Origin of the sequence: Pseudotenacibaculum sp. MALMAid0570 (assembly GCF_040151415.1) — a bacterium.
Classification (GTDB): Bacteria; Bacteroidota; Bacteroidia; order Flavobacteriales; family Flavobacteriaceae; genus Polaribacter.
Window position 1 is genome coordinate 127,570 of record NZ_JBDKWF010000046.1, and the last position, 26,659, is coordinate 154,228.

Consider the following 26,659-nt stretch of genomic DNA (forward strand, 5'->3'; position numbering starts at 1 on the left):
TTAGAACACCAATTAATTTTCCAATCTTATGAGAGTTTTTAAAACCATTTCCATTTTTGCTAGCCTCTCACTTTTTGTTGCCTGCGCTACTTATCAAGCTCAGTTTAATACAAAGAGCAGAAGCACTATTTCTTCCAAAGAAATAGCACATACGTTTTATTTAATTGGTGATGCTGGTAATGCAGCTATGAATGAATCTACACCAGCTTTAAACACATTGAAAATTGAATTAAGCAAAGCGGATAGAAATGGAACGCTTTTGTTCTTGGGAGATAATATATATCCTCATGGTTTGGAAAAGAACAATCTTTCCAAACATCGCTTACAAACACAGATTGACGCTGCAAAAAACTTTCAAGGAAATACCATTTTTATTCCCGGAAATCATGATTGGTATAGCGGCTTAGATGCTTTGAAGGATCAAGAAAAGATGGTTGAAAAAGCATTAGGCAAAAACACTTTTTTACCTGAAAATGGATGCCCCATAGAGAAAGTGAACATTTCTAAAGATATTGTTTTAATTGTTGTAGACACGCACTGGTATCTAACCAATTGGGACAACCACCCAAAAATGAATGACGATTGCGAAATCAAAACCCGAGCAAAATTCTTTGATGAATTTAAAAGCCTACTTAAAAAAGCGCAAGGGAAAACTGCAATTGTTGCCATGCATCACCCAATGTTTACATCAGGACCACATGGTGGAAATTACTCTTTTGGAAGCCACATGAGTCCTCTTCCTATATTAGGAAGCCTTAAAAACATCTTGAGAAAAACAACAGGTGTTTCTAATGCCGATCTTCAAAACAAAAAATACAACGAGTTAAAAAAACAGATTGTTACTTTGGCACAGCAAAATGAAAAAACCATTTTCGTGTCTGGTCACGAACATAGTTTGCAATACATCGTTCAAGATAATATTCCACAAATTGTAAGTGGTTCTGGCTCTAAAGAAAGTGCTACGAAATTAGGTAGCACTGGTTTGTATTCAGAAGGAAAACAAGGATACGCCAAGCTAATTATCTATAAAGACGGTTCTTCTCACGTACAGTTTTTTACAACAGACAAAAAAGAACCTAGTTTTGAGACCACAGTCATTAATCCAAACAAACCCGTTCAATTAATCAATTATCCAGATCAGTTTCCGAATACTCAAAAAGCTTCGGTATATACCCAAAAAGAAGTAACCAAAGGAGGTACTTATAAATTCTTTTGGGGAGATCGTTATCGAAAATATTATGGCACTCAAGTCAATGCTCCAACCGTAAACTTAGATACTCTGTTTGGCGGATTAAAACCCACTAGAAAAGGAGGCGGAAATCAATCAAAGTCTTTACGTTTAGAAGATAAAGACGGTCGTGAGTTTGTCATGAGAGCTTTGCGTAAAAACGCACTTCAATATTTACAAGCCGTGGCTTTTAGAGATCAATATATAGAAGGACAGTTTAATGACACCTATACCGAAGGACTCTTGCAAGATGCTTTTACTGGGGCACATCCGTATGCACCTTTTGTGATTGGAACCTTAGCAGACGCTATTGGAGTATACCATACCAATCCTGTGTTGTATTACATACCCAAACAAAACGCTTTAGGAAAATACAATGCAGATTTTGGAAATGAATTGTATATGATAGAAGAACGAGCCGCTGATGGTCATGGAAACCAAAAGAGTTTTGGGTATTCTAATAAACTCATCAGTACAGATGATTTACTAAAAGAACTTCACAAAGACGAAGACAATACTGTGGACGAAAAAGCCTATATCAAAGCACGTTTGTTTGATATGTTGATTGGCGATTGGGACCGACATGAAGATCAATGGCGTTGGGCTAAATTCAAAGAAGGAAAAAAGACAGTCTACAGACCTGTTCCTCGTGATAGAGACCAAGCATTTTCCATCATGGCAGATGGTTTATTATTAAGTTTTGCGACCAAAGTGATGACAACCTTGTCTTTGATGCAATCTTATGACGAAGAACTCAAAAATGTTCCTGGATTTAATCTAGAGCCTTATCCTTTAGACATGGCTTTGATTAATGAAGCTACAAAAGCCGATTGGGATGCGCAGGTAAATACTATTGTAAATGGCATTACCGATGATGTGATTGAAAAAGCTTTTGCCTTCTTCCCTACTGAAGTTCAAGATGAAACGATTCAAGAAATCAAAAGAAAATTAAAAGGACGCAAAGCCAATCTGCAAAAGATTTCAGACACTTACTTCAAACACATGAGTAAGTTTCAAGTAGTGAAAGGAACCGATAAAGACGATTGGTTTGATATCGAACGTATGCCTAACGGACAAACCAAAGTAAATGGGTATCGAATTAAAAAAGGTGAGAAAGCAGACATCATTCATCAAAAAACTTACAGTAGAGAGCATACCAGAGAAATTTGGGTATACGGTTTAGATGATGACGATCAGTTTGTGGTGAGCGGAAAAGGCAATAACTACATCAAAGTTCGCATTATTGGAGGGCAAAATAAAGACACGTACGACATACAGAACGGAGCAAAAGTTGTTGTGTATGATTACAAATCAAAGAAAAGCGAATTCAAAACCAACAAAGGGAAAAAGCGCTTAACAGACGATTATGAAACCAATGTATACAACCACAAAAAACTGAAACTAAACTCACGTCAGTTTTTACCAAGTATAGGCAGCAATCCTGATGATGGTTTAAAAATTGGATTTGCGCATACTTATATTGCCAATGGTTTTGAACGAAATCCGTTTACCTACAAACACAGTATTAATGGTGCAGTGTATTTGGCAACCAGTGGTTTTGAATTGAACTATAATGGAGAAATTGCCAATGTGGTAGGACGCGCCAATTTGGGAATAAACGCCTCTTTTACCAGTCCGAATTTTGCAACCAATTTCTTCGGATTTGGAAATCAGTCTGTGAATTTAGATCCAGATGATGATGCTATAGACAGAGATTTCAATCGAGTGAAAATGCGTCAGCTTCGCTTTGGAACTTCCTTAAATTGGAAAGGAGATTTAGGTTCTTTGGTAAAGCTATCTGCAACTTACGAAGCCATTGAAGTAGAAAGAACCACAGGTAGATTTATAGAAACTGCTTTTGCTGTTAACAATCCTGTTTTTAACAATCAAAACTTTATTGGCGCAGAACTCAGTTACCATTTTGCCAATACAGACAATGCTGCATTTCCTACTTTAGGAATGGCTATTAATTTGGCAACGGGTTACAAGTCTAACATAGATGAATCTACAGGTTTTGGATATCTAAAACCATCCATTGCTTTCGATTATAAACTCACCAACAATGGACGCATCGTATTTGCAACCAAGTTAGCAGGTCAGTTGAATTTTGGTGACGATTTCGAGTTCTATCAAGGAGCAAGATTGGGCGCAAGAAATGGATTGAGAGGATATCGTTTTGACCGTTTTATTGGAAAAAGTTCTTTTTACCAAAGCTCAGATATCCGTTTTAATGTGAAGAAATTTAAAACAGGATTGATTCCCTTAACCATTGGTTTGTACGGTGGATTTGATTACGGAAAAGTATGGGCGCCAAACTTACCTACAGGTGATTGGAACACTTCTGTAGGAGGCGGATTTATCTTTGATGCCGCTGATATGATGTCGGCAAGTATTGCTGCTTTTTCAAGTGATGATGGCATGCGTATTGCCTTTGCACTTGGGTTTGGATTTTAAAAACTAGAGCCATGGCAAAAAATATTGTTTCAGAGTTTGATGACTTTTCAAAGAACTACACTCAAGACATGGTTGGGTGTGTACCTCATTACCTTGAACTCATCTCTAGTTTTGCCAAACATCTTCCTGATCATTTCAATCCAAAAAGAATCTTAGACCTTGGCTGTGGCAATGGAAATGTTACAGCGCAATTGGTGTCTCGTTTTCCAAATGCTGTCTACACTTTATTAGACGCCTCTTCTGAAATGATAGAATTGTGCAGCCAACGATTTAAAGACTATCATGTGAATTATGAGCAAAAGTTTTTTCACGAGTTTTCATTTGAAGAAAACAGTTATGATTTGGTTGTTGCAGGGTTTAGCATTCACCATTGCAATGAAAAAGAGAAGCAAGAATTATTTCAAAAAATTCATCATTCATTAGAAGAAGGCGGTTTCTTTTTGTGCAGCGATTTAATGATGAGCAAAAGCAATCCAAATCATCCTAGCTTACTGAAAGAATGGGAAGCTTTTGTGAAAACAACGTTCTCAGACGGCCAAAAATGGACTTGGTTGATGGACCATTATGAAGATTTTGACAAACCTACAGATTACACCAAGCAAATAGCATGGTTGCAAGATGTTGGATTTACAAGCATTCAACTTCCTTTTCAAGAAGAATGTTGGGTACATTTTCAGGCTAGAAAATAACCCTTGTAAAAATAAGTACATTTTACTATCTTCGGAATGTAAGTCAACGTGTTACGTCCCCAATGTAACGAATGGTTGTTCTAAATTGTCATACTGAGCTTGCCGAAGTATCTCAAGAACCACAAATTGCTATTCTTATTTTTTCTGGTTTGGCTTTACATCAAGAAACTAACGATAAACTGCGATGGTGTATAGCTGTTGGTTTGAGAAATAATTAAAAATTAGTCAATGGAAGTTAAATTTTGGATTCCGATAACCCTTTCAATTATTCTTGCTCTATGGAATTTTTACCAGCAAATACATCTTCAACAACTCAAGAAAATTGCGGATAAAAAATTACATATTCATCGTCTGCAATTCGATAAAGAGTTCCAAATCTACTCCGAGGTATGGGCAGAATTAGTGAACTTGAGAAATATCGTTGCAAAACTTAGACCTTCAGGAGATATGATGGATGACCCTAATCTATCTTATGACGAAAACATAAATAGGCGTATGAATACTGCGATTGAAGTTGGCAATTCAGTTATTGGCAAAGTTTACAATAACAAACCCTTTTATTCTAAAGAAATCTATGAAAGTTTGCATGAAATAATTAAGTTAGTAGGAAATGAGATCTCTGATGTTCATTTAAGAGACCGAAAAAGCCGTGAATATTGGGAAAAGGGCGAAAAAACAAGAGAAAAGCTATTTAGACTCTCAGAAGAAGTCTGTGAGAAAATAAGAGATAGAATTGGAATTCTCGAAAAATAATTACTTCTCACTACAATGACTATAATTCATTGGGGCTTAACCGCACCAAAATAAAAGTATTAATCAATGGTTGATTTCTCAACGGAATAATCCTGTAAATGATTCCACAACTAAATCATAACCGAGACCATTATTAGGTAATAGAAGAGCATGGCAAAAAAGAAAATAATCACAGCAAGTAGATTTGTTACATTCATCGACATATTAGGTTTTAAGAATCTGGTAGATAATAATACTCATGGGTTCGTTCTAAAAAAACTAGATGAGTTAAAAATTGCTTTGGATGAAATCGAAAAAGATGGTTATGTGAATTTAAGAACCTGGATCTTCTCGGACTCCATTTTAATTGTTTCAGATGACGACACCTATGAATCTGCTGATTCAATAATGTTTAATACATCCAAACTAGTTGGCGCAGCACTCAAAATTGGGTTAATGGTAAAAGGCACTATAGCTCACGGCAAATTTACTGCGGACTATGAGAAATCTATTTTCTTTGGTAAACCATTAATAGATGCCTACATTATGGAAGAAGAAATTAAACTGTCATCAATTCTTCTTCATCATACCTTTGAAAAGAAAATTAAATCTTATAGGAGGGTAGTTAAGTTGCACGAAGGCTCTAGATGTATTGAATATTTAACTCCTATGCAAAAAGGAGCAGTTAATCATTTACATCTTAACTGGATGGAGTATTATCATGTTTATGACCTTGAAGGAGTAAAAAATAAAAATAAGGCCATCGATGATTACTCAAAAAAATTGAAAAAACTTTACCTATCTGTGTCTGGGCAACCGAGAGTATATATAGACAACACTCTAAAGTTTATTGAAAAATGTCGAGAGTGTTGTATTCGAGGCGTCGGCACGAAAACATAGCCCAGCCCGCTCGCGCGGAACTTGCCAGATGGCAGTCAGATATGATATCCGTGCACAACAACTACTATTAATTGCCTTTTACAAGTAATTGAATCTAATTCCGTAACTTTCAGCAATGAACAAAATACTTGTCCTATTTGTATTTGCTGTTTTGTTGTCTTCTTGTAACAACGACACATATAGATTTGACCCAAATTCTTCTGGTGAGCGACTGGTTGTGACAAGTGCCAGTGGCGTAGAATATCCAGATTTGGATCCATCAATTATCTACTGCGGCCCAGGTTGGGGAAGAAAAATGTGTCATTTTTTAACCAAATATGATGAGACTATCTGGACAGATGCAGATAATTATTACAGTAACTTTTCAGATATAAAATTTTCAAATTTCGCTCATAATGAATATTTCATATCCTTCTTTACCCTTGACAGTGTTACGTCGCATTGCAAAGCATGGAAATTAGGTGAAACAACTGAAAACGGGTTAAAATGGAATATAAAACTCAAAAAAGATCGAGCAGATGTTTTGTGGTTTGATTATGAATATTACGGGTCTAGTGAGGAAATTGAATACACAATAACCTATAAATATGAAGTAATTGATGGTTTACTTCATTTTTCAAGTAGTGATGGTCAAGCATTTATTTTCAGTCCTTCTCAAAGAACTTATTCTGTAAATTCTCTAGACACAGACGAAATAATTAGAGCTGAAGGATGTCTCTTCTAAGAACTTTGCCAGCTAGCACGGATACCAAATCAAGCTTGTAAAGAACTACAAACCTTGAAGTTTTTTAGAAATACTGTCTTTATAGGTTCTACTCGAAAGAATCACATCATCGTTTTCCATAGTAATCATAAACGTACTGTTGTTTAGGTATTTTACCTTCTTCACAAAAGACGTATTTACAATATAAGAACGATGTACTCTTATAAAATTGGAAGGCAACTGCTGTTCCAATAAATGTAAGGCAGCTCTGTACAAATCTTTCCCACTATTTTGATGCAACACTGCATAAATGGTGCTGGCTTCTATATACAAAACATTGTTGGTGTGAATTACACGCTCTACTCCTTTTTCTTTGATTACAAATTCGGTAAGATGAGGCGTGAGCGATTGATTGTATTCTTTATATAACTCGTGAATTTTTCACCAAACTTTGCCTGCTGAAAACGCTCTACTGTTGATTTTGCTCTTTGCAAGACATCCGTAAATCGTTTTTGATCGTAGGGTTTTAGCAAATAATCAAAGGCTTCTACTTCAAACGCTTTTAAAGCATATTGGTCATAGGCCGTAGAGAAAATAATTAACGAACCCGTAGATTTAATTTTAGCAGCCACTTCTACTCCTGTGAGTCCAGGCATATTGATATCCAAGAAAATAATACTAGGAACCTTATTCTTTAAAAAGTTCAAGACTTCCTGACCGTTTTTACATTCATACACAATCTCAACATCCTTGTCTTCAGACAACAACTCTTTGATATAGCGTCTTGCATGTGGCTCGTCATCGGCAATTAAAACAGAGAGTCTCATGATTCTATTTTTATGGTTAACCTCGCCTCAAAAACTCCTTCTTTTTTCTGAGTAGAAAACTCGTAATCCTCTCCAAAAATTTGCTGCAATCTATTTCTTAGATTATTCAATCCTACTTTAGTAGACACTACAGAAAGTTGCCCTAACCTTGGCAATGTGTTGGATAAAACTATCACTAAATTTTCATCTTGAATGTACGCCGACAATTTAATCTCGCCTTTGCCTTCAATTAATGAAATGCCATGTTTAAACGCATTTTCTATAAGTGGTTGTAAAATCAATGCAGGAACCACAATGGGTTTTGTGGCTTCGTCAATTTCTAGTTGCACGTCTAACCTATCGTGAAAACGTTCTTCCTCTATTTCCAGATAACTTCTAAAATAGTCTAACTCTTCTTCGAAAGTAATAAGGTGTTTGCCTTTCTGATCTAACATTTTACGCAGCAGATGCGTAACCTTGATGACCATCGATTTTGCTTTATCGTTATTGTAACCAATCAACGTGTGCAAAGTATGCAGTGTATTGAACAAGAAATGAGGATCTAACTGAGAACGCAAGGCTTCTAATTGAGATAGATGCAATTCGTTCTCTAAAGAAACCATTTTAAGCTTTTGTTTCTGAATGGTCCAGTATGCATCTATGGCCTTCATCAATACAATAATAATGATGAGATCTAAACCTCTACTCAGAATAGATTTGAGTATAAAAGGTTTAAAATCATGAAGGGCTTCATCGAATGTCATGCCATGAACTCCCATCAAATACGCATAGTAAATAAGATTGGTTATCAGTAAGTGAAAAACCAGTAATATGAACAAAGAAAGAATGGCTTCAATTACAATTTTGAATTGATTCTGCTCTTTGTTGATGGGTTTGATTGCTCCGTAGATATAGTCCGCCAGAAAAATCCAAGTAAAATAATTGACTAAGAAAAATACTGTATAACGAAGCACTCCATAAATACTGCTTACTCCATTTGTATTGCTCACTTGTAAAATGAGAATACAACTAAAGACCAAAGCAGCCAAATACAAATAGCTTCTTCGAATACTAAGCGGATGTTTTCTTAAAATTTGCACAGGGTAAATGTAACGAATATTTAAACCCCCTGTTTACTTCTGCATTGTCATTCAAATCTTTAAATGTTACTCACAACAAAAAGCTAGTAAGTCTCTTAGTGCTCTTCTAATTTTGAATCAGAATTTGAAATTTAAATAGTATGAAAAAATTATTCTTATTAACTGCTATCTTACTAATCTCAGTAAGCGCTAGCAACGCACAAAAAAAATACGCTTCTAAAGAAACTCAAGAAGTTGTAGAAAAAATGATACAAGCTCACGGTGGGTATGAAAAATGGAAAAGCCTAAAAACTCTAACATTTACAACCGCCATGCATAGTAAATCTCTCGGATTTTTGAGATTCTGGATCAAAACACAAACTACTGACATGAAAACCAGACGCTCTTATCAAGATTGGCCATTGGTGGGTTCTAAAATGTCTTTTGATGGGAAGAAAGCATGGTCTGTAGATTGGCGAGTTGGAAATCCACCCAATCATCAACACTCAGTTTTCTTTTACTACGTGAATTTGCCTTGGCTTACACAAGACCCAAATGTAAAATTGGGCAAAGCAGAAAAAATTAAGCATCCTGCATTTAAAACAGAGGTATACAAAGTAAAGATGAGTTTTACGAAATCTCCCACATTAGGAAAATCTAAATTAGACACATATACACTTTACATTAATGCGAACACTTATATTTTAGATGGCTATGAATATACTGTAGGATATGGTCCGTTGTTAGACATCTTAAATGTGCCAAAAGATCAAAAAGTTTTTGGTCCTGTGTTACGAATTAACAATTATACTGGGGATGTAAATGGATTAAAATTCCCAATGCTGTTTACTACCAACAGTCTTGATTTAAAACAACAATATGGCGATCATGCGATTTATGATTTTAAATTAGATGGTACGTTTGATGAACAACGAATGGTCATGCCAAAAAATGCTGTAATAGATACTTCAAAAGATGTAAGAAAATAGTTGGTTTTTGGAAATTTGTTTTGTGAGAAGTCGTTGCTTTGAAAGCAACGGCTTTTTTGTTACTGCTTGTGCTGAAACTAAACCAAATTCAACACATATTTTAAATCGAATTAAACATTTGCTACTTAATTAGAATTTTATTCAGAGTTCAAACCTCACTTATACTAAAATTAAGGAGACTTTTTTATCTTAGCTGTAAAATTGACAATCTTCTTTGTTTAGGAGACTTAACACAAAATTGCTTACTTATGTTTAAAAAAATTTTATTAGCTGTCTTTCTTTTAGCATTCTTTCAAATAGAAGCTCAAACAATAGATGAAAAAATAGAAGAACTACTTATTGTTGACGGAACAGTTAACGATATTGAAAAGTTGCTTAGAGAAACCATAAATTATCAAAAACAAAGTCATAATGAAATTACTGATAACTTTTGGGAAAACTTAGAAGAAAAAGTGAAAAACAAATCGCTTCCCGAGTTTATCTCTATTATGAAACCTATGTACCTTGAAATCTATAGTGAATCAGAAATCGATAATCTACTTGCTTTTTTTAAGTCAAATACTGGGGAAAAATTAGTTAACAGCAAACATAAATTAATTGAAAAGCTTACACTTCCTATCACACAATGGACTCAGAATGTAAATTCACATATTATTCAACAAATAGAAAATCTTAGCAAAGGTACTTCTTCATCTGATGAAATTGAGAGTTTTAAAACTCAGTTTATGGAAAAGCATGGGTTACAAATCCTCAATTTTGAAGACTTGTCTATTGATCAAGAGCACAATGTTGGAACAATCTTACTTGACTTCGGAAAAACAGATGGAAAAACTGATGTTACAAAAATCATTACAGTAAAAAACAATTCAGGAAAGGAGCTTTTATTTGAAAAACCTTTCTTCCCTAACGAAGTTATCAATTTTGATTGGGGGAATACACCTATCAAACCTAAAGAAATTAGGAAGTTAAAATTTACGTTAAACTCTAAAAAGGCAGAACATGAAAGTTATTCTTCTCTTCACCTTAGAACAAATACGAAAAGAAATATAACGGTAGGTGTTAAATATAATGCACCGCGTAAAAAAATTAGTTTTGAAGTTTCAAAGAAGAAATTAAAATTTAAGAAACTAAAGCTCAATTTTTCTAAACCTTATGTTTTCAAGATAAAAAATACTGGTGAAAAAGATTTTTTTATTTCCGGAATAAAAATAAATCACCCTATTGTTTATTTAAATTATTCCAAAGAATCTATAGAGTCTAATGAAGAGTCAGAAATCAGAGTTATCTTTTCAAAGGACTTAATCAAAAATCAAGATTTAAAAGAAGTAAAACTTAAATTGTCTGTAGATTTGGTAAAAGGAAATTCAAATAATCATTTCAACACTTTTGCTGATGAGACAATAGAGTTGATGATTGAGTAATTAGGGTTCTATGGTAATTCTATGTATCAAGCCAGTTAAATCGAACATCAAATCATGTTGAACACAGGTTCTAAATCCTTGTATAACAACTACTCTTTTATCTCCAACTGGTATAAATTCCTTCCTTCCATTCCGTTTTCTTCATCAGCAATAAAAAGTGAAGTCTTGTTTTGAAAGGTGATGGATTCTTTTTGAGATTCATACTCAAAAGGATATTCTTTGACACTTCCAGAGAAAAAATTATCGCCTGTAAAACCCGTAAAGACCCATGCAGATTTGTGATTTATTAAGACCACTTTTTTTCCATCTTTAGAAATATCGGCTGCGGTAATCCAGCAATACTGATCTGGACAGGTTGTAAAATCAGCAATAAGCTCAGCTTCAAAAACTCCATAAGTTTCCGAAGATTTGTAATTCTGTATGTTGTTTACTCTGTATAAAAAAGTTCTTCCTATTTCATTTTTTACACGGCTCTTGGTAAAAATGTAAAAGCTTCCTTTCCACTCAAAAAAAGCTTCCACATCGTAATACTTTTTCTTCTTTTTAGGCGGAAACTTTTTTTGCTCGGGAAATGAAAAATAGATTTTTTCTACTTTGATTTTCCCTTTATTATCAAGGTCTTCTTTCTTAACCTTTAAGATGTGTAAATCCTTTCGTTTGTTTTCATTATTTCCAAAATCACCCACATACAAATTACCTTCAGCGTCCATCGTAATGTCTTCCCAATCGTTGTTTTGAGCATCTATTTTGAGTTCGCGTACTATCTTTCCTTGTTTAGAAACTAGATACACAGATGGTTTATTTCCACTATCATTAAGCATCCAAAAAGCATCTTCTTTAGCATCATACTGAATGCCTGAAACTTCTTCTAAAACACTAGGCAAGTCTGCTTGTAATTTAAGATTTCCGAAGTTGGAACAACTGGTTAAAAAGAGTAAAGAGCAAAGAGAAAGGAGTAAAAACTTGTATGTGAAATGTTTTTTCATAGCAACATCAATAAGTAGATTCAGCACTTATAGCTGATTCTTAATCTTAATCAATTCCGCTTTTACAGATTCCAATCTACTAATGATTTCGTGATTGTTCACAATGCCTTCGGGATTGTTCTTTAGTTTTTGTTTCGCTCCTTCTAAGGTAAAACCTCGCTCTTTTACCAGATTGTAAATGAGTTTAAAATTGGAAATATCATCCGGAGTAAACAATCGGTTTCCTTTGGCGTTCTTTTTAGGCTTGATGATATCAAACTCCTTTTCCCAAAAACGTATCAACGAAGTATTTACAGAGAAGGCTTTGGCCACCTCACCTATCTTGTAGTATCTTTTTTCAGGTAAATCTATATGCATCGCAAAGAATTAATCAAAAGACTGCCCTTCTTTCTCTGCAGCAATTTGCATGGCTAAGAATTCTTCAGGGGTTAAATCTCCGTAATAGAAGTTAATTGGATTTAAAGCACGTCCGTTTTTATGCACTTCATAATGCAAGTGAGAAGCTACAGATCTTCCTGTGTTTCCAACATATCCAATAATATCTCCTCTTTTAACTTTTCTACCTCTTCTTGTAGCAATTTTACTCATGTGTGCATAAATAGTTCTATAACCATAACCATGATCTATATATACTACTTTTCCAAAAGTTGCGCTTCGTTGTGCCAACACCACTTTTCCATTTCCAGAAGCATAAATAGGTGTTCCTTTAGGTGCTTTAAAATCCATTCCTTTATGAAACTTACGAATCTTTAGAATAGGATGCATTCTCCATTTGTAGCCAGAAGCTACATAGGAAAGATCTTCTTTCTTGATAGGCATAATGGCAGGAATAGACGCCAACATATCTTCTTTTTCTTTTGCTAGAGAGACAATTTCATCTAAAGATTTCGACTGAACCACCATTTGTTTTGATAAAACATCAATTTTTTTGGTAGCGCTTTTAATCATGTCAGAATTATCAAACCCATCTAAATATTGATATCTGTTCACACCTCCAAATCCAGCTTTGCGTTGTTCTTCCGGAATTGGGTTGGCTTCAAAATAAGTTCTGTAAATATTATTATCTCGTTCTTGAAGTTGCGATAATATTTGAGAACTCTCATCCAAACGCTTGTTCAATACTTTGTAGTTTAGTTTCAAATTTTCCAATTCTCTTTCCTGAGCCAACTGATCAGGTGTTTTTAAGAACTGACTTAACACTATAAAGCCTAAAAACATTACCAATAGAACACTTAATGTAATCAAAAGAACCATCTTGGATATATATCCTTTATTGGCTTCAATCTTTCGATAGCTAAGCGTCTCAGAATCGTAATAATATTTTACTTTCGCCATACGACTAAATGTGCTACTTTTGTGAGCTGTAGAGCGTTTGAAAATTTGGATAGCTCTACACTAATAACTGACAAATTTACAAAATGTTTTAGGAATCGGTTTTCTATCATATTTTTTAAAGAAAAGTTAACACAAAATAACAAGACGCTAGATTCATGAAATCTCAAGAAATACGTTCTAAATTCTTAGACTTTTTTAAGGAAAAATCGCACGAGATTGTTCCTTCTTCACCTATGGTTTTAAAAGATGATCCAACCCTGATGTTTACCAACTCTGGAATGGCCCCTTTTAAAGAGTTTTTCTTGGGAAATGCAGTTCCTAAAAACAATCGTATTGCAGACACACAAAAATGTTTGCGTGTTTCAGGAAAGCACAACGATTTGGAAGAAGTTGGTTATGATACCTACCACCATACCATGTTTGAAATGCTTGGAAACTGGAGTTTTGGCGATTATTTTAAAAAGGAAGCAATTGCTTGGGCTTGGGAGTTGTTAACCGAAGTGTATAAAATTCCTAAAGATATCTTGTATGTAACTGTTTTTGAAGGAAGTTCAGACAATGATAACTTACCGATGGATAAGGAAGCCTATGACTTTTGGAAAGAAATCATTCCAGAAGATCGAATCCTGATGGGAAATAAAAAAGATAATTTCTGGGAAATGGGAGATCAAGGTCCTTGTGGTCCTTGTTCAGAAATTCATGTCGACATCCGTTCTGAAGAGGAGAAATCGAAAGTAGACGGTAAAGAACTGGTAAACATGGATCACCCAGAAGTTGTAGAGATATGGAACTTGGTTTTCATGCAATACAATCGCAGAGCTTCAGGCGATTTAGAGGATTTACCTGCAAAACACATCGATACCGGAATGGGATTTGAGCGTTTGTGTATGGTATTGCAAGGAGTAAGTTCTAGTTATGATACCGATGTTTTTACGCCATTAATTAGAGAAATTGAAGCGATTTCTTCTCTAAAATACAACAAAACTCAAGAGACCGATATTGCCATGCGCGTGATTGCAGATCATGTAAGGGCTGTAGCTTTTTCTATTGCTGACGGACAATTACCTAGTAATACAGGTGCTGGTTATGTCATTAGAAGAATCTTACGTAGAGCTGTGCGTTACGGGTTTACTTTCTTGAATAAAAAAGAGCCTTTCATTTACAGATTGGTTGATATTCTTTCTAAAAAGATGGGGAAAGCTTTCCCAGAAATGAAGGCGCAAAAACAACTCATTGAAAATGTAATTCGTGAAGAAGAAAGCTCTTTCTTACGAACTTTAGAGCAAGGATTGATTTTACTAAATCAAATGATTTCTAATGCTTCATCCAAAACAATTTCCGGAGAAAAAGCATTCGAATTGTATGATACTTATGGTTTTCCAATCGATTTAACTTCTTTAATTCTCCGTGAAAAAGGATTGAATCTTGATGAAAAAGGTTTTCATCAAGAAATGGCTAAGCAAAAGGAACGCTCTCGTTCTGCAAGTGAAAGTTCTACAGGAGATTGGACCGTTTTAATGGATGATTCTGAAGAAGAATTTGTAGGTTACGATACTTTAGAAGCAAAAGTAAAAATTACTCGATACAGAAAAGTTACCTCTAAAAAAGACGGTGAACTTTATCAGTTGGTCTTTAATTTAACTCCTTTCTATCCAGAAGGTGGAGGTCAGGTTGGAGACAAAGGATATCTAGAAGATATGCATGGTGATGTGATTTATGTACTAGACACCAAGAAAGAAAACAATCTGATTATTCATTTCACCAAGAACCTTCCAAAGCATTTAAAGGAAACTTTTAATGCTGTTGTAGATCAAAAACAACGTGAAAGAACTGCAGCTAACCATACTGCTACTCACTTATTACATCAAGCCTTACGTGAAGTTTTAGGAACACATGTAGAACAAAAAGGGAGTGCTGTACACTCTAAATATTTACGTTTTGACTTCTCTCATTTTTCTAAGATGACAGTAGATGAATTACGTGATGTAGAGAATTTTGTGAATGCACGAATTGAAGGAAAATTACCTTTAGAAGAAAAAAGAAATATTCCTAAAGAACAAGCATTGGCTGACGGAGCAATGAGCTTGTTTGGAGAAAAATACGGAGATACTGTACGTTCTATTCGATTTGGAAACTCTATCGAATTGTGTGGTGGAACTCACGTACAAAATACTGCCGATTTATGGCATTTTAAAATCAAATCTGAAGGAGCGGTTGCTTCTGGAATTAGAAGAATTGAAGCAATTACCACAGATGCTGTTAAAGACTTCTACTTTGACAATAACAGACAGTTCTTTGAAATGAAGGACTTACTAAATAATTCGAAAGAACCCGTTAAAGCTTTACAGTCTTTGCAAGATGAAAACTCTTCATTAAAGAAACAGATTGAACAATTGTTAAAAGATAAGGCTAAGAATGTAAAAGGTGATTTAAAGAATCAACTTGAAGACATAAACGGAATTCAGTTCTTAGCAACACAAGTAGATTTAGATGCTGGTGGAATTAAGAACCTGGCTTTTGAATTAGGAAATGAATTCAAGAACCTCTTCTTGTTATTTGGAGCCAATGTAAATGGAAAAGCTATTCTTACTTGCTATATCTCTAAAGAAATAGTTTCCGATACATTGAATGCGGGAAGTATCGTTCGTGAACTTGGAAAATTCATCCAAGGTGGCGGTGGTGGCCAACCTTTCTTTGCAACTGCTGGTGGTAAAAATCCAGATGGAATTAAAGAAGCCTTGAGCAAAGCGAAAGATTATTTAGCTTAAAAAGATTATGAAAAAAATAAAACAATATAGAAGTGAAGTAATTCTTATCACTCTCATTGTTTTATATCTCTATTTCGATATTCCAAGAATCATTCCTTATTTCGCAGAAATAATAATTTCTCTTTGGATTATAGTTATTCTATATTCGATTTTTGCAGTCAAACGATCTTTTAACAATGAAGGGATTTATTTAACTACAAGAAATGATGATGCAGCTAAAAATACGAGTAGAATACTAGGAACTTTTATGTTAGTTTTTGGTACTATTTATATTTTAACTTTCGAAGAAGAATTATTATTAATTATTCTTATTTGTATTTTATCAGCTTTAATGATTGGAACTTCTTTCTCAAAAAAGAAAATTAAAGGACTATTTATAAAAGTCTCTAACGACAAGTTAATTTATGATGTATATAGGACACATAATGAAATTCCATTAAATGAAGTCAACAAAATTGATATTAAATCTGACCAAATAATTATAGATAGAGAAAACAGCAAAAAAAATTACATCTCTTTTTTATTATTAGATCAGAATCAGAAAAAAAAAGCATTTGATTTCTTAAAAAAGCACTTAAATAGTAATACCACTATTTTGATTGAAAAATGAAACTACAAACCCACATACCACTTTCCAAAGAAACTCGACATCCAATCGATTATGATTCAAAAACACTCTTGTTAGGTTCTTGTTTTTCTGAGAATATTGGTAACAAACTTGAGTATTTTAAATTTCAATCTACTCAAAATCCGTTTGGAATTCTCTTTCATCCAAAAGCTATTGAAACTTTTATTGAAAACGCAATCAATCTTAAGGAGTATGATGAGAATGATGTTTTCTATTTAAATGAACGCTATCATTGTTTTGATTCACATTCGAAATTGAGTACTGCTTCCAAAGAAGAATTACTAATCAATTTAAATGCTGCCGTCCAACAAATACATAAGCGCTTAACCGAATCAACTCACATTATCATTACTCTAGGAACTGCTTGGGCATATCGTTTGATTGAATCGGATACTATTGTTGCCAATTGTCATAAAGTTCCTCAGAAAAAGTTTTTAAAGGAACTTTTATCGGTTGATGAAATTGCTGAAAGTTTAGAAGCTATTGTTTCTTTGGTGAGAAGTATAAATCCTGATGTGAATTTTATGTTTACGGTATCTCCTGTTCGACATTTAAAAGATGGTTTTGTGCAAAATCAGCAAAGCAAAGCGCATTTGATTTCGGCAATTCACCATGTTGTAGAACCGAGAAAACGAATCTTTTATTTTCCTAGTTATGAAATTATGATGGACGAGTTACGTGATTATCGATTTTATGCTGAAGATATGATTCACCCAAGTAAAACTGCTATTGATTACATCTGGAGTAAGTTTACAGAAAGTTGGGTCTCTGAAAGTGCTTTTAAAACAATGAAAGAGGTTGCTTCTATTCAAAAGAGAATGCTACACAAACCATTTAATGCTACTTCTGAAGAGCATCAACAGTTTTTAGAAAAGCTTTCAAACGATGTAAGTGCTTTACAAAAATCAAACCCTAATATTATTTTTTAAAATACGTCAAATGGCGTATTGAATCTTCACTCTAGGTTCCTGAATTTTGAAACATCATTAAAATTCATACAACCATGAGAAAACTCATCTATCTATTCGTCTTTTTTCTATCTATAAGTTTTAGTTCATGCAATACTTACGGAAAGAAAGAAGAGTTTTACGGAACAGAGGTCTATTATAAAAAGCCAATCACAAAAGAAGAAGTTAAAAAACTCGGAGAGTTTTTGGTTCGATCTGAATTTGCAGATGGAAAGTCAAAATCAGTTCAGTTAATGAAAAATGATGAGACCGGAAATTATGTGTTTCGCATGGTAACCCAAGAGAAAGCACAAAAAGAGAAAATGTATGAGGTGCTTTTCAAAGCTTTAGCAATGCAAATATCAGATTCGGTTTTTAGTAGTCAACCTGTAGATTTTGATGTTTGTAACAATCGTTTTGAAACCATTAAAACAATTTCTTTCAAATCAAAATAATTATTCCCTCAGAAAAAGGAGAAGTTCATTGAATGGGCTTTATTCATTCTTGATTAAAATACGCCAAATGGCGTATTTTTTTCCTTCGCTTTCTTCATGAGATTTGTGATATCACAAAAACTAAAAAAATATGAAATCTTTAAAAACAATTATTTTCTTATCATTAGTTACACTTATTCTTTCGTGTACAGAAAATGAAGATACATCTAGTAACTGTGCAACAACTTGCGATTATACATTAGTTGCTGGAGAAACTGCTGGTACGGTTCCTGCATCTTTAGACGGAACGTATAATTTAATCTATGGTTTTGCTCAACCTGGATCTCCCTTTACCGATGGAACTCGTGCAACATTTACCATTAGTAATAATGAACTAACCGTAGAAATTGATGGAATGGAATGTATCACACTTAAAAATCCTGTACTGATAGGTACAAACAACTATAAGTTTAAGGATGATTGTAGAGATAATATTGGGTATAATGTTTCCCCCAATAACAATGGTGAGTTTAATGAAATTAATGTAGAACCTTTAGGTCAAGGTTGGCTAGGTCAATTCTTTCAACAATAATCGTTAAAACCATCATTAAGAGGTTGGTTTTGTTTAGCCAACCTCTTTAATCCTCCAACAATTATGTTTCAATCTTATTCAAATATCATTTTACTTTCAAGTATTTTCATCTTAACAATTTTAATTTTTTCTTTTCACCATAAATTAATGAAGAGTTTGATAAGAGAATCTCAAAAAAAGATAGCTCAAATAGAAGCTAATATTCAAAATGAAAAATATCTTTTAAGAAAGAACAGAGAGAATATTTTTGAATTGAATTCAGAGGAAACTAGAATTCAACAAAAGTTCTTAAAAATCAAGCTAGAAATTTTAGACATTCATTTTACTTTAAAAGAAATTTGTAAGTTTATCTAATTAAGCGGCTATAAAACAACTACTAACAATGAAAAAAAATTTCCTTTTTCTCTTTTTATGTTTAAGTCTAACATCTTACTCACAAATACAAAAGGAAATTGACAGTTTATACAAACTGTACAATTCTTCTTCAAAAGAATTAAAAAAACATACAGTGCTGTATGACATAGCAAGAAAATATTCCACTGTTAATTTAGATTCTTCAATCTCGATTTTTAGGAGAGTTATTCCTGAAGCTAAAAGCTTTAAAAATGACACTTTAATTATCAAGTCTCAACTTGGAATTGCACTTTCTTTTTCTAGAATGAGCAAATACGATTCTGCTCACTACTACTATAAAGCATCTGAAAAAATACTTAAGAATTATAAGCATTCAGAGTTAGAAAAGATGTTGTACATCAATAGAGGAATTCTATATTTCTATCAACGAGAGTATAGCAAAGCTGGTGATGAATTTCAAAAAGCGCTGGATATTGCTTTAGAGGAAAATCATTACGAAGACATGGGCAGATGTTACAATAATATTGCCTTATGTAGAGCCTATGCGGGAGAGTATGAAAAAGCCTTAGAAATGCATATTCAATCGGCAAATTTAGCAGAAAAATTAGGCAACAAACTAAGTCTAGCCCAATCGTACAATAATATTGGTTTGGTTTATAGCGACCTAAAAAGCTTTGAAAAAGCGAACGAGTATTTAGTCAAGTCTTTAGAACTAAAAAAAGAGGTAGGTAGCACATTAGATATTATAGGAAGCTATATCAATTTAGGAAATGTAAACAGAAAAGTAGGCAGCACCAACAAAGATGAATCTCTTTTAACTAAAGCTAGAGGATATTACAATGAGGCATTAAAACTTTGCAAAGAATCTAGTTATATCAAAGGTTTAAATGACGTTTATGTAAGCTTAGCATATATTGAAGTTAGCTTAGAGAACTATGATAAAGCTATAGATCTTGGAAAAAAAGCTGTTGAATTTAGTTTAGAAAACAAGAATACTCCCAATGAGATGACAGCTCGAATTAATTTGGGAGATGCTTACCGATATAAGAAACTTTATCGCCAAGCAAAAAATCAACTTCTGATTGCTTTGAAAATGGCTAAAAAGAGTAATAACTTATTTCATCAAAAAGAGATCATGCTTATTCTTAGTGAAGTTTATAATGCTACAGGGGAATATAAAAAAGCTTATGATTCTCATAGCAAATATTTTCAACTAAATGATTCTATTGCTTCATCTGATATACAAAATAAGGTTAATGAATTAGAGACCAAGTACCAAACCTCTCAAAAAGAAAAAGAAATTGCCATTCAGAAACAAGAGATTTTAGATAATGAGTTAAAACTAAAAAACAGAAACTTTTATATTGTTTTAATTTCTTCTGCTCTAATTATCATTATAATTTTAGCAATAGGTTTTTTTAAAAGACAACAGTTTAAAAGACAGCAACTTCAAAAAGAGTTGGATTTAAAAGATGCTCTGGCAAAAATTAGAACTCAAAATAAACTACAAGAACAGAGACTAGAAATATCTAGAGATCTTCATGATAATATTGGATCTCAATTAACTTTTATCATTTCTTCCATAGACAACCTTAAGTATTTATCTAAAGAGATGAACGATCAGATAAAAGGTAAACTATCTAATATTAGTTCATTTACATTTGACACTATTCATCAGCTAAGAGATACTATTTGGGCAATGAATAAAAATCAAATTACTATTGATGAGTTTCAAAGTCGTATCATGTCTTATATTGAGAAAGCTAAAGCTGCAAAACCTGATTTACAGTTCAACTTTCAAAACAAAATAGGTTCATCAATAGTTCTATCATCTGTAGTTGGCATGAATCTTTTTAGAGTTGTTCAAGAAGCTATTAATAATACCATCAAACATGCTGAGGCTTCAAAAGTAGAAATCTCTTTTGATGAGAAATCCGATTTCCTTTTAATTACTGTTAAAGACAACGGAAAAGGATTTGATAAAGAAAACTTTACTTCTGGAAACGGATTGTCTAACATAGAAAATAGAATTTCGTCAATAAAAGGGGAAGTTTTCATCAACTCTAAGATAAATAAAGGAACAGTAGTTCAGGTAAACATTCATAAGAACAGCTAATGAAGTTAAGAGTAGCCATAGCAGAAGACAATCATTTCTTAGCAAAAGCCATTAAAGAAAAACTCTCTTTCTTTGAAGATATTACAGTAAAATTTATCTCAAAGAATGGTGCAGAATTGATAGGAAAACTTGCTGAAGACCATCTTGTTGATGTCATTCTTATGGACATTCAAATGCCTGAAATGAATGGGATAAAAGCTACTGAGATTATTAAAAATCAACATCCACAGATAAAAATCATAATGCTTACGGTTTATGATGATGACGAATATGTTTTTAAAGCGATTAAAGCCGGTGCTAATGGGTATCTTTTAAAAGAAATTGAAGCAGAAAAACTATACAATAGTATTTTAGAAGTTCTCAACAATGGTGCGCCAATGACTCCTAGTATTGCATTAAAAACTTTAAAATTGTTGCGAAACCCATCTTTTGAAGTCAAAAATTTGGAGGAATTAGAAGATATCAAACTCTCTAAAAGAGAAACAGAAATTCTTACGCAACTAAGCAAAGGACTTAACTATAATGAGATTGCTCAAAACCTAACAATCTCTCCTTCAACAGTTAGAAAACACATAGAAAATATTTACAAAAAACTACAAGTACATAACAAAATGGAAGCTGTTTTAAAAGCTCAAAAAAGAAATCTCATTTAATTCATAAAAAAAATTGTACTTTTAGAATCTAGACATCGCTAACAATCACATGATTCAGAAAATTATCATAGGGGTTATTGCCGGAGCTGTTATTGGTCTTTTTATGACTTCATTTTTTCTCCCACCCGCTACACCTTTAAAGGAGTTATTCTTAACTAAAATCACAGCTACCGCTATGATAACTGGTTTTTTATGCTCTATTTATGCTTCTTTTTCTAAATCTAAATTGCAGGTATTTATGATCTCAATATTGATTGGAATTGCTGTTTTCTTTATCAAATATTGGATAACAGGTCATCACTTTGACCCAGGAATTATGGGAGCTTTCACTGGAGCTTTAGTTGGAGGAACTTTTGCGGTAGTTAGAAAACTTACACACTCTTTCAAAGTTTACAGAAGGCTTGAAACTTTAAGAAAAAAAGGGTTTAACAATTACGGTTAACCAATCAGTTGATCAACATTTTGCCAAGGACCACCATTGATAACGTCTACGCCATTTTGGCTTAAAAAATCTGTTGCACTTTGGCTTCTTCCTCCACTTTTACAAACTGCTATTACAGGTTTTCCTAGAGATTTGATTTCTTCTAAATGATTCGGAATTGTATTTAGTACAATATGTTTAGCACCATCAGTATGACCTTCATCCCATTCCGCTTGAGTTCTTACATCAAGAATAACAGCACCATTGTTCAAATACTCTTGGATTTTGTTTACACTATCTTTTTGACTAAAAATTCCAAATAATCCCATGTTCTAATTTTTAAAAGCGGTAAAATTACATATTTTGTCTCTTTGGTTCAAACATTCCTGCTGAAAAGAGCTCTTTTAGTATCTTAGCTTGATTTAAATAAAAAACAGTTTGAAAAATTCACTCACTTTTTTCATTTTAGTTCTTGTTACTATTGGTTGTAATTCTAAAGAAACTATAACCATTGATGTTTCAGAAGAAGTTGTAACTCCTAAAACCTATGTTGTTTACAAAACAAATCAGCCAATCATTGTTGATGGCAAAGCTGATGAAGAAGATTGGAAAAATTCAAAATTCACTGCTAATTTTATTGATATTGAAGGAGTAAAGGTTCCTAATCAAACTACGCAAGTAAAAATGCTTTGGGACAGTGATTTCTTATATGTCTACGCTAAATTAAATGAAAAGCATATTTGGGGAAACATTACAAAAAGAGATGCAGTAATTTTTTATAATAATGATTTTGAAGTTTTTATAAGCCCTTCTAATGATACTCACAACTACGGAGAAATAGAAATAAACGCTTTAGGAACTGTTTGGGATTTGGTCTTAAACAAACCATATAATGTAGGCGGAAAACCCAAAAACAGATGGAATTTAAACGATTTAAAATCTGCTATACATATTGAAGGAACTTTGAACAACCCAAAAGATATAGATGAATATTGGTCGGTTGAAATGGCTATCCCTCTAAGTGCTTTTGCCGAACTCAAAAACAGACCTAAAGTGAACCCTAAAGATGGTGAACAATGGCGAATAAATTTCTCTAGAGTTCAGTGGGATTTTGATCTACAAAACAACAAATACTCTAGAAAAAAGGAGAACGGAAAATTCTTGCCAGAATACAATTGGGTTTGGTCTAATCAAGGAGTTGTTAATATGCACTTACCAGAGAATTGGGGTTATATTCACTTCTCAAATAACAATCCTAAAAGCAAGATCGAATTTAAACACAAAACAGATGCTTTTACAGAACAGGTTACTTATGCAATCTTTCGAAAAATTGCTTTCAAAGATTTCAAGTATTTGAAAAAAGAAGAAACTGGGTTTCAATTAGATTTTGAACCCATAGTTTTAAATGATCAAACCATAAAAGCATCATTTTTAAAGACCCATACAGGCTTTACCATCCAAACCCAAAATACAAGTAAAAACATTATCTATACCATTAGTGAAAATGGTTTGATTCACAGAAAACTAATCCACAAATTATGAGAACAAACCTTTTCAAAAATATTATTCTTATCACTTTCATAACCTTTCTTATTTCCTGTGATAAAGAAAAGAAGCAAGAAATACCTAAATCAAAATTCACATTTAGTTCTTGGGCTAATGCAGGAGGGAAATTTAAAGAAGATGTGTGGAGAAAAAGAATTCGTTATTATGATTCATTAGGAATTAGCGAAATTCTTGTTGGCGGTTCTCCTAATGTTTTAGAGAAGATAATTACCATTGCTAAAGAAAAGAATATCAAAGTTCATGGTTGGATGTGGACATTAAACAGACCAGGTGATACTATTGCAAAAAAACATCCTGAATGGTACGCGGTAAATAGAAACGGACAAAATTCATTAGAATACAGAGCCTATGTAAATTATTATCAATGGCTCAGTCCTTTTCATCCTGAAGCTAGACAACACATTATTAACAATGCAAAAAAATTGATGGAAGTAGAAGGTTTGGCTTCTGTTCATTTAGACTATGTACGTTACCCAGACGTGATTTTAGGAGCAGATTTACAACCTAAATACAACATTGTTCAGGAAACAGAAATGCCCGAGTACGACTATGATTATCATCCTATTGCTAGAGAAGGTTTTAAAAAAATATTTGAGAAAGACCCGATGGATTTCAAACATCCTGAGCTTTCAACCGAATGGAGGCAATATAGATTAAATGCCGTTACAAGTTTGGTAAATGAGATTATAGATATTGCACATTCTAAGAACAAAAAAGTAACAGCAGCGGTGTTTCCATTTCCAGAAATGTCTAGACAAATGGTTCGGCAAGCATGGAATGATTGGAATTTAGACCAAGCTTACCCTATGTTGTATCAGAATTTTTATCGTGAAAATATCAATTGGATCGGATTTGCTACAAAACAAGGTGTTTCAGATGTTGATTTTCCAATTATCTCTGGATTGTATGCTCCTGCATTAAGAGATCCAAAAGACTTAGAGAGAGCAATTACAATTGCTAAAGAAAATGGAGCTAGAGGAATCTCAATTTTTACGGCAGATGGATTAACGAAAGAACAGCAAGCTGTCTTTGTAAAGTTTAAAAATAAATGGAGATAAGCCTATTTGGCAGTTTGTATAGCCCATTTCGTATATACCTTCATCGTTTCCATCTTTTTTAATTCATCTTGAACCTGTTTATCAGTCATTCCAGATTTTTTCATAAGATTAACCATCTCCATATCTCTCTTATATTTCTGCTTCATAATTCCTGTGGTTCCTATGATAGCTACCCATCCATTGGCTTTATCATTAACAAGAAAAACTCCAGGAGGATCTGTCATAGAAGGTCCCTGTTGATATATCGACTTAATTTGAGCAAAAACATGACCTCTAATCGTTGTAATAAAACCAGCATCAGCCCAATGCTGCATTTCTATAGTGCTTCCATCTTTTGGGTTCTTAAACTTCAATATCCACCCTACTCTAATTGGATTCCCATTTTGAACATATGATATAAGTACTTTTAAATCACCAGAAACTACCTTTCCTTTCTTATCAATTTCACACACAATTTTGTAAGTGTTTTGAGCTTTGCCACTACATATTCCTATAACACTAGTAAAAAAAATAAAAGTGATTATTTTAAAATGTTTCATTCGAATTACTTTTTTGATTTGTCTAAATTTATAAAACGAATAAAGCCTATTCTTAAAAATTCAACAAACGACCTATTATTTTAAACGAATAAAAAATGAAGGTTCTTTATTTCTTTTTATTATTGATCAATGAAAAATAAAACCATCAAATTCTTCAACAAACCACTGATAAGACATCTCTGCTTTTGGGTGTCCTTTTGGTTCTTACAATCCTTTTTAATGAGTGGGGCTAGCGGATTTGATTTTTATTTAATCAAGAACATTGCAATTGTAAGCTTGCAAGCAATAGTTGTGTATGCAAATACAAATATTCTATTTCCCTTTCTGTTTGACAGGAAAAGATATCTACTATATACCTTGTCATCTGTTATTTTGATTTATTTGATTTTTTCAATTTCTTTTACTTGTATTGATTTAGCATTTTCTACTTTTACATCACTTCAGTCCGAGTTTTTAGGCCCTTATTTTTCAACAGATTTTTGGAGGATTCTATCTGGATCTTCTTTTTACTCATTGGCATTGGTTTGTAGTACGATTTATATTCTTTTCAAAAGAAATCAAACCTTAGAAAAAGACTTTGCTAAAGGAATTACTGATGAGATTATAGAAATCAAAGAAGGAAAAAAGACTCACTTTGTTAAATTAAGTGACATCTACTTTATAAAAGGTCTTCGTGAGTATGTGCTTTGGAATACAAAAAACAAAAACATTATTTCTCTTCAAAGTTTAAAGGAGATTGAATCTTCATTGAAAGAAAAAGGTTTTATAAGAATTCATAAATCCTATATTGTAAACACTGAACATATAGATAGCATTCAAAGCAATTCAGTTACTATCTCGAAAGAAGAACTTCCTATTGGAAGAGCATATAAAAACAATTTACAGATGTAACATTTATATATAAATCTGTACTAATAAACATATAACTATAAATTATTTGCTATGAGTTTTGGTGGAGCAGTAGGAGCGATGATAACGTCTCTCAAAAACAACAAAAGAGATCGAAAAAGTGCTCTTAAAAAATTAAAAGATAGTGGAGTAGAATACTCCGATAAAACAGAACTACATTTTGAAAATGAAGCTTCTCCTATGGAGCTTAAAAAGATTCGAGAAAAGGTAAAAGAAGAGAATCGCAAAATTATAATTAGAAATATCATCATAATGACTGTAATTATGTTAATTGCTATTTACTTTATCGGTTTCGCAAAATTTTAAAAATCACCTGTAAATCTTTCTTACTTTTACCATTCAATTTCAAATG

At 33.1% G+C, this 26,659-nt stretch carries 29 protein-coding genes; 21 read left to right on the forward strand and 8 right to left on the reverse strand.

Annotated elements, in window-relative coordinates:
- Nucleotides 1-28 precede the first annotated feature (28 nt).
- The 6 genes from AAON49_RS05290 to AAON49_RS05315 all read left to right on the forward strand — a co-directional run bounded on the left by AAON49_RS05290 (nucleotide 29) and on the right by AAON49_RS05315 (nucleotide 6,727).
- Nucleotides 29-3,682 carry a metallophosphoesterase gene (locus tag AAON49_RS05290; RefSeq protein ID WP_349553157.1) on the forward strand — a complete coding sequence of 1,218 codons (3,654 nt, stop codon included), beginning with the start codon at nucleotides 29-31 and terminating at the stop codon, nucleotides 3,680-3,682.
- A gap of 11 nt (nucleotides 3,683-3,693) precedes the next feature.
- Complete coding sequence (locus AAON49_RS05295) at nucleotides 3,694-4,371, forward strand: class I SAM-dependent methyltransferase (RefSeq protein ID WP_349553158.1); 678 nt, start codon at nucleotides 3,694-3,696, stop codon at nucleotides 4,369-4,371.
- A 71-nt stretch (nucleotides 4,372-4,442) separates the two neighbouring features.
- Entirely contained in the window at nucleotides 4,443-4,589 is a 147-nt protein-coding gene (locus AAON49_RS05300) for a hypothetical protein (protein ID WP_349553159.1), read from the forward strand.
- A 10-nt stretch (nucleotides 4,590-4,599) separates the two neighbouring features.
- Entirely contained in the window at nucleotides 4,600-5,124 is a 525-nt protein-coding gene (locus AAON49_RS05305) for a hypothetical protein (RefSeq protein ID WP_349553161.1), read from the forward strand.
- 150 nt (nucleotides 5,125-5,274) lie between these two features.
- Entirely contained in the window at nucleotides 5,275-6,003 is a 729-nt protein-coding gene (locus tag AAON49_RS05310; protein WP_349553162.1) for a hypothetical protein, read from the forward strand.
- A 115-nt stretch (nucleotides 6,004-6,118) separates the two neighbouring features.
- Nucleotides 6,119-6,727 carry a hypothetical protein gene (locus tag AAON49_RS05315; RefSeq protein WP_349553163.1) on the forward strand — a complete coding sequence of 203 codons (609 nt, stop codon included), beginning with the start codon at nucleotides 6,119-6,121 and terminating at the stop codon, nucleotides 6,725-6,727.
- 45 nt (nucleotides 6,728-6,772) lie between these two features.
- Here the strand turns inward: AAON49_RS05315 and AAON49_RS05320 are convergent, their stop codons facing one another.
- From AAON49_RS05320 to AAON49_RS05330, 3 genes are read right to left on the reverse strand one after another with little or no spacing between them, the layout of a single operon-like run.
- Entirely contained in the window at nucleotides 6,773-7,144 is a 372-nt protein-coding gene (locus AAON49_RS05320; RefSeq protein WP_349553480.1) for a LytR/AlgR family response regulator transcription factor, read from the reverse strand.
- Nucleotides 7,084-7,533 (reverse strand): LytR/AlgR family response regulator transcription factor, encoded by a 450-nt coding sequence (locus tag AAON49_RS05325; protein ID WP_349553164.1) that lies wholly within the window; start codon nucleotides 7,531-7,533, stop codon nucleotides 7,084-7,086. The genes AAON49_RS05320 and AAON49_RS05325 overlap by 61 nt, the downstream gene beginning before the upstream one ends.
- The gene (locus tag AAON49_RS05330) at nucleotides 7,530-8,612 is read right to left on the reverse strand and encodes a sensor histidine kinase (RefSeq protein ID WP_349553165.1); all 1,083 of its coding nucleotides are present in this window, start codon (nucleotides 8,610-8,612) and stop codon (nucleotides 7,530-7,532) included. The genes AAON49_RS05325 and AAON49_RS05330 overlap by 4 nt, the downstream gene beginning before the upstream one ends.
- A 140-nt stretch (nucleotides 8,613-8,752) precedes the next feature.
- On the opposite strand from AAON49_RS05330, the gene AAON49_RS05335 reads away from it, so the two are divergent.
- On the forward strand, nucleotides 8,753-9,580 hold the full coding sequence (locus tag AAON49_RS05335) for a hypothetical protein (protein WP_349553166.1): 828 nt from the start codon (nucleotides 8,753-8,755) through the stop codon (nucleotides 9,578-9,580).
- Nucleotides 9,581-9,828: 248 nt separating this feature from the next.
- Nucleotides 9,829-11,001: a DUF2059 domain-containing protein gene (locus tag AAON49_RS05340; protein WP_349553167.1), complete on the forward strand. Its 1,173-nt coding sequence runs from the start codon at nucleotides 9,829-9,831 to the stop codon at nucleotides 10,999-11,001.
- 89 nt (nucleotides 11,002-11,090) lie between these two features.
- Here the strand turns inward: AAON49_RS05340 and AAON49_RS05345 are convergent, their stop codons facing one another.
- The 3 genes from AAON49_RS05345 to AAON49_RS05355 are packed head-to-tail and all read right to left on the reverse strand — an operon-like array spanning nucleotide 11,091 to nucleotide 13,322.
- A complete protein-coding gene (locus tag AAON49_RS05345) occupies nucleotides 11,091-11,987 on the reverse strand; it encodes an SdiA-regulated domain-containing protein (RefSeq protein WP_349553168.1) in 897 nt (298 codons plus the stop codon).
- A gap of 27 nt (nucleotides 11,988-12,014) precedes the next feature.
- Nucleotides 12,015-12,344, reverse strand: a complete 330-nt coding sequence (locus AAON49_RS05350; RefSeq protein WP_349553169.1) for a MerR family transcriptional regulator — start codon at nucleotides 12,342-12,344, stop codon at nucleotides 12,015-12,017.
- Between the two features lie 9 nt (nucleotides 12,345-12,353).
- A complete protein-coding gene (locus AAON49_RS05355) occupies nucleotides 12,354-13,322 on the reverse strand; it encodes a M23 family metallopeptidase (protein WP_349553170.1) in 969 nt (322 codons plus the stop codon).
- A 155-nt stretch (nucleotides 13,323-13,477) separates the two neighbouring features.
- Between AAON49_RS05355 and alaS the strand changes: the two genes are divergently transcribed.
- The 9 genes from alaS to AAON49_RS05400 all read left to right on the forward strand — a co-directional run bounded on the left by alaS (nucleotide 13,478) and on the right by AAON49_RS05400 (nucleotide 22,256).
- Nucleotides 13,478-16,090 carry an alanine--tRNA ligase gene (alaS, locus tag AAON49_RS05360; protein ID WP_349553171.1) on the forward strand — a complete coding sequence of 871 codons (2,613 nt, stop codon included), beginning with the start codon at nucleotides 13,478-13,480 and terminating at the stop codon, nucleotides 16,088-16,090.
- A 7-nt stretch (nucleotides 16,091-16,097) separates the two neighbouring features.
- Nucleotides 16,098-16,700, forward strand: a complete 603-nt coding sequence (locus AAON49_RS05365; RefSeq protein ID WP_349553172.1) for a hypothetical protein — start codon at nucleotides 16,098-16,100, stop codon at nucleotides 16,698-16,700.
- Nucleotides 16,697-17,647: a GSCFA domain-containing protein gene (locus AAON49_RS05370; protein WP_349553173.1), complete on the forward strand. Its 951-nt coding sequence runs from the start codon at nucleotides 16,697-16,699 to the stop codon at nucleotides 17,645-17,647. The genes AAON49_RS05365 and AAON49_RS05370 overlap by 4 nt, the downstream gene beginning before the upstream one ends.
- A gap of 74 nt (nucleotides 17,648-17,721) precedes the next feature.
- Nucleotides 17,722-18,120, forward strand: a complete 399-nt coding sequence (locus tag AAON49_RS05375; RefSeq protein WP_349553174.1) for a hypothetical protein — start codon at nucleotides 17,722-17,724, stop codon at nucleotides 18,118-18,120.
- 130 nt (nucleotides 18,121-18,250) lie between these two features.
- The gene (locus AAON49_RS05380; RefSeq protein ID WP_349553176.1) at nucleotides 18,251-18,691 is read left to right on the forward strand and encodes a hypothetical protein; all 441 of its coding nucleotides are present in this window, start codon (nucleotides 18,251-18,253) and stop codon (nucleotides 18,689-18,691) included.
- Nucleotides 18,692-18,838: 147 nt separating this feature from the next.
- Complete coding sequence (locus AAON49_RS05385; protein ID WP_349553178.1) at nucleotides 18,839-19,045, forward strand: hypothetical protein; 207 nt, start codon at nucleotides 18,839-18,841, stop codon at nucleotides 19,043-19,045.
- A 28-nt stretch (nucleotides 19,046-19,073) separates the two neighbouring features.
- Nucleotides 19,074-21,161 carry a tetratricopeptide repeat protein gene (locus AAON49_RS05390; protein WP_349553179.1) on the forward strand — a complete coding sequence of 696 codons (2,088 nt, stop codon included), beginning with the start codon at nucleotides 19,074-19,076 and terminating at the stop codon, nucleotides 21,159-21,161.
- Nucleotides 21,161-21,814 (forward strand): response regulator, encoded by a 654-nt coding sequence (locus AAON49_RS05395; RefSeq protein WP_349553180.1) that lies wholly within the window; start codon nucleotides 21,161-21,163, stop codon nucleotides 21,812-21,814. The genes AAON49_RS05390 and AAON49_RS05395 overlap by 1 nt, the downstream gene beginning before the upstream one ends.
- A gap of 49 nt (nucleotides 21,815-21,863) precedes the next feature.
- Nucleotides 21,864-22,256, forward strand: a complete 393-nt coding sequence (locus AAON49_RS05400) for a hypothetical protein (protein ID WP_349553182.1) — start codon at nucleotides 21,864-21,866, stop codon at nucleotides 22,254-22,256.
- Here the strand turns inward: AAON49_RS05400 and AAON49_RS05405 are convergent.
- Nucleotides 22,253-22,564, reverse strand: coding sequence for a rhodanese-like domain-containing protein (locus AAON49_RS05405; protein ID WP_349553183.1), 312 nt, complete (start codon nucleotides 22,562-22,564; stop codon nucleotides 22,253-22,255). The genes AAON49_RS05400 and AAON49_RS05405 overlap by 4 nt on opposite strands.
- 109 nt (nucleotides 22,565-22,673) lie before the next feature.
- On the opposite strand from AAON49_RS05405, the gene AAON49_RS05410 reads away from it, so the two are divergent.
- Nucleotides 22,674-23,777 (forward strand): carbohydrate-binding family 9-like protein, encoded by a 1,104-nt coding sequence (locus AAON49_RS05410; protein WP_349553185.1) that lies wholly within the window; start codon nucleotides 22,674-22,676, stop codon nucleotides 23,775-23,777.
- The gene (locus AAON49_RS05415) at nucleotides 23,774-24,859 is read left to right on the forward strand and encodes a family 10 glycosylhydrolase (RefSeq protein ID WP_349553186.1); all 1,086 of its coding nucleotides are present in this window, start codon (nucleotides 23,774-23,776) and stop codon (nucleotides 24,857-24,859) included. The genes AAON49_RS05410 and AAON49_RS05415 overlap by 4 nt, the downstream gene beginning before the upstream one ends.
- A gap of 2 nt (nucleotides 24,860-24,861) precedes the next feature.
- Here the strand turns inward: AAON49_RS05415 and AAON49_RS05420 are convergent, their stop codons facing one another.
- Nucleotides 24,862-25,398: a hypothetical protein gene (locus AAON49_RS05420; RefSeq protein ID WP_349553188.1), complete on the reverse strand. Its 537-nt coding sequence runs from the start codon at nucleotides 25,396-25,398 to the stop codon at nucleotides 24,862-24,864.
- A gap of 219 nt (nucleotides 25,399-25,617) precedes the next feature.
- On the opposite strand from AAON49_RS05420, the gene AAON49_RS05425 reads away from it, so the two are divergent.
- Complete coding sequence (locus AAON49_RS05425; RefSeq protein WP_349553189.1) at nucleotides 25,618-26,289, forward strand: LytR/AlgR family response regulator transcription factor; 672 nt, start codon at nucleotides 25,618-25,620, stop codon at nucleotides 26,287-26,289.
- A gap of 51 nt (nucleotides 26,290-26,340) precedes the next feature.
- The gene (locus tag AAON49_RS05430; protein ID WP_349553190.1) at nucleotides 26,341-26,613 is read left to right on the forward strand and encodes a hypothetical protein; all 273 of its coding nucleotides are present in this window, start codon (nucleotides 26,341-26,343) and stop codon (nucleotides 26,611-26,613) included.
- The last annotated feature ends 46 nt before the right edge of the window (nucleotides 26,614-26,659 follow it).

Bases quoted from the DNA above. Each gene is read 5' to 3' on its own strand.
- AAON49_RS05290 (WP_349553157.1), top strand. From the start codon at position 29: ATGAGAGTTTTTAAAACCATTTCCATTTTTGCTAGCCTCTCACTTTTT.
- AAON49_RS05295 (WP_349553158.1), top strand. From the start codon at position 3,694: ATGGCAAAAAATATTGTTTCAGAGTTTGATGACTTTTCAAAGAACTAC.
- AAON49_RS05300 (WP_349553159.1), top strand. From the start codon at position 4,443: ATGGTTGTTCTAAATTGTCATACTGAGCTTGCCGAAGTATCTCAAGAA.
- AAON49_RS05305 (WP_349553161.1), top strand. From the start codon at position 4,600: ATGGAAGTTAAATTTTGGATTCCGATAACCCTTTCAATTATTCTTGCT.
- AAON49_RS05310 (WP_349553162.1), top strand. From the start codon at position 5,275: ATGGCAAAAAAGAAAATAATCACAGCAAGTAGATTTGTTACATTCATC.
- AAON49_RS05315 (WP_349553163.1), top strand. From the start codon at position 6,119: ATGAACAAAATACTTGTCCTATTTGTATTTGCTGTTTTGTTGTCTTCT.
- AAON49_RS05325 (WP_349553164.1), bottom strand. From the start codon at position 7,533: ATGAGACTCTCTGTTTTAATTGCCGATGACGAGCCACATGCAAGACGC.
- AAON49_RS05335 (WP_349553166.1), top strand. From the start codon at position 8,753: ATGAAAAAATTATTCTTATTAACTGCTATCTTACTAATCTCAGTAAGC.
- AAON49_RS05340 (WP_349553167.1), top strand. From the start codon at position 9,829: ATGTTTAAAAAAATTTTATTAGCTGTCTTTCTTTTAGCATTCTTTCAA.
- AAON49_RS05345 (WP_349553168.1), bottom strand. From the start codon at position 11,987: ATGAAAAAACATTTCACATACAAGTTTTTACTCCTTTCTCTTTGCTCT.
- AAON49_RS05350 (WP_349553169.1), bottom strand. From the start codon at position 12,344: ATGCATATAGATTTACCTGAAAAAAGATACTACAAGATAGGTGAGGTG.
- AAON49_RS05355 (WP_349553170.1), bottom strand. From the start codon at position 13,322: ATGGCGAAAGTAAAATATTATTACGATTCTGAGACGCTTAGCTATCGA.
- alaS (WP_349553171.1), top strand. From the start codon at position 13,478: ATGAAATCTCAAGAAATACGTTCTAAATTCTTAGACTTTTTTAAGGAA.
- AAON49_RS05365 (WP_349553172.1), top strand. From the start codon at position 16,098: ATGAAAAAAATAAAACAATATAGAAGTGAAGTAATTCTTATCACTCTC.
- AAON49_RS05370 (WP_349553173.1), top strand. From the start codon at position 16,697: ATGAAACTACAAACCCACATACCACTTTCCAAAGAAACTCGACATCCA.
- AAON49_RS05375 (WP_349553174.1), top strand. From the start codon at position 17,722: ATGAGAAAACTCATCTATCTATTCGTCTTTTTTCTATCTATAAGTTTT.
- AAON49_RS05380 (WP_349553176.1), top strand. From the start codon at position 18,251: ATGAAATCTTTAAAAACAATTATTTTCTTATCATTAGTTACACTTATT.
- AAON49_RS05385 (WP_349553178.1), top strand. From the start codon at position 18,839: ATGAAGAGTTTGATAAGAGAATCTCAAAAAAAGATAGCTCAAATAGAA.
- AAON49_RS05390 (WP_349553179.1), top strand. From the start codon at position 19,074: ATGAAAAAAAATTTCCTTTTTCTCTTTTTATGTTTAAGTCTAACATCT.
- AAON49_RS05395 (WP_349553180.1), top strand. From the start codon at position 21,161: ATGAAGTTAAGAGTAGCCATAGCAGAAGACAATCATTTCTTAGCAAAA.
- AAON49_RS05400 (WP_349553182.1), top strand. From the start codon at position 21,864: ATGATTCAGAAAATTATCATAGGGGTTATTGCCGGAGCTGTTATTGGT.
- AAON49_RS05405 (WP_349553183.1), bottom strand. From the start codon at position 22,564: ATGGGATTATTTGGAATTTTTAGTCAAAAAGATAGTGTAAACAAAATC.
- AAON49_RS05415 (WP_349553186.1), top strand. From the start codon at position 23,774: ATGAGAACAAACCTTTTCAAAAATATTATTCTTATCACTTTCATAACC.
- AAON49_RS05420 (WP_349553188.1), bottom strand. From the start codon at position 25,398: ATGAAACATTTTAAAATAATCACTTTTATTTTTTTTACTAGTGTTATA.
- AAON49_RS05425 (WP_349553189.1), top strand. From the start codon at position 25,618: ATGAGTGGGGCTAGCGGATTTGATTTTTATTTAATCAAGAACATTGCA.
- AAON49_RS05430 (WP_349553190.1), top strand. From the start codon at position 26,341: ATGAGTTTTGGTGGAGCAGTAGGAGCGATGATAACGTCTCTCAAAAAC.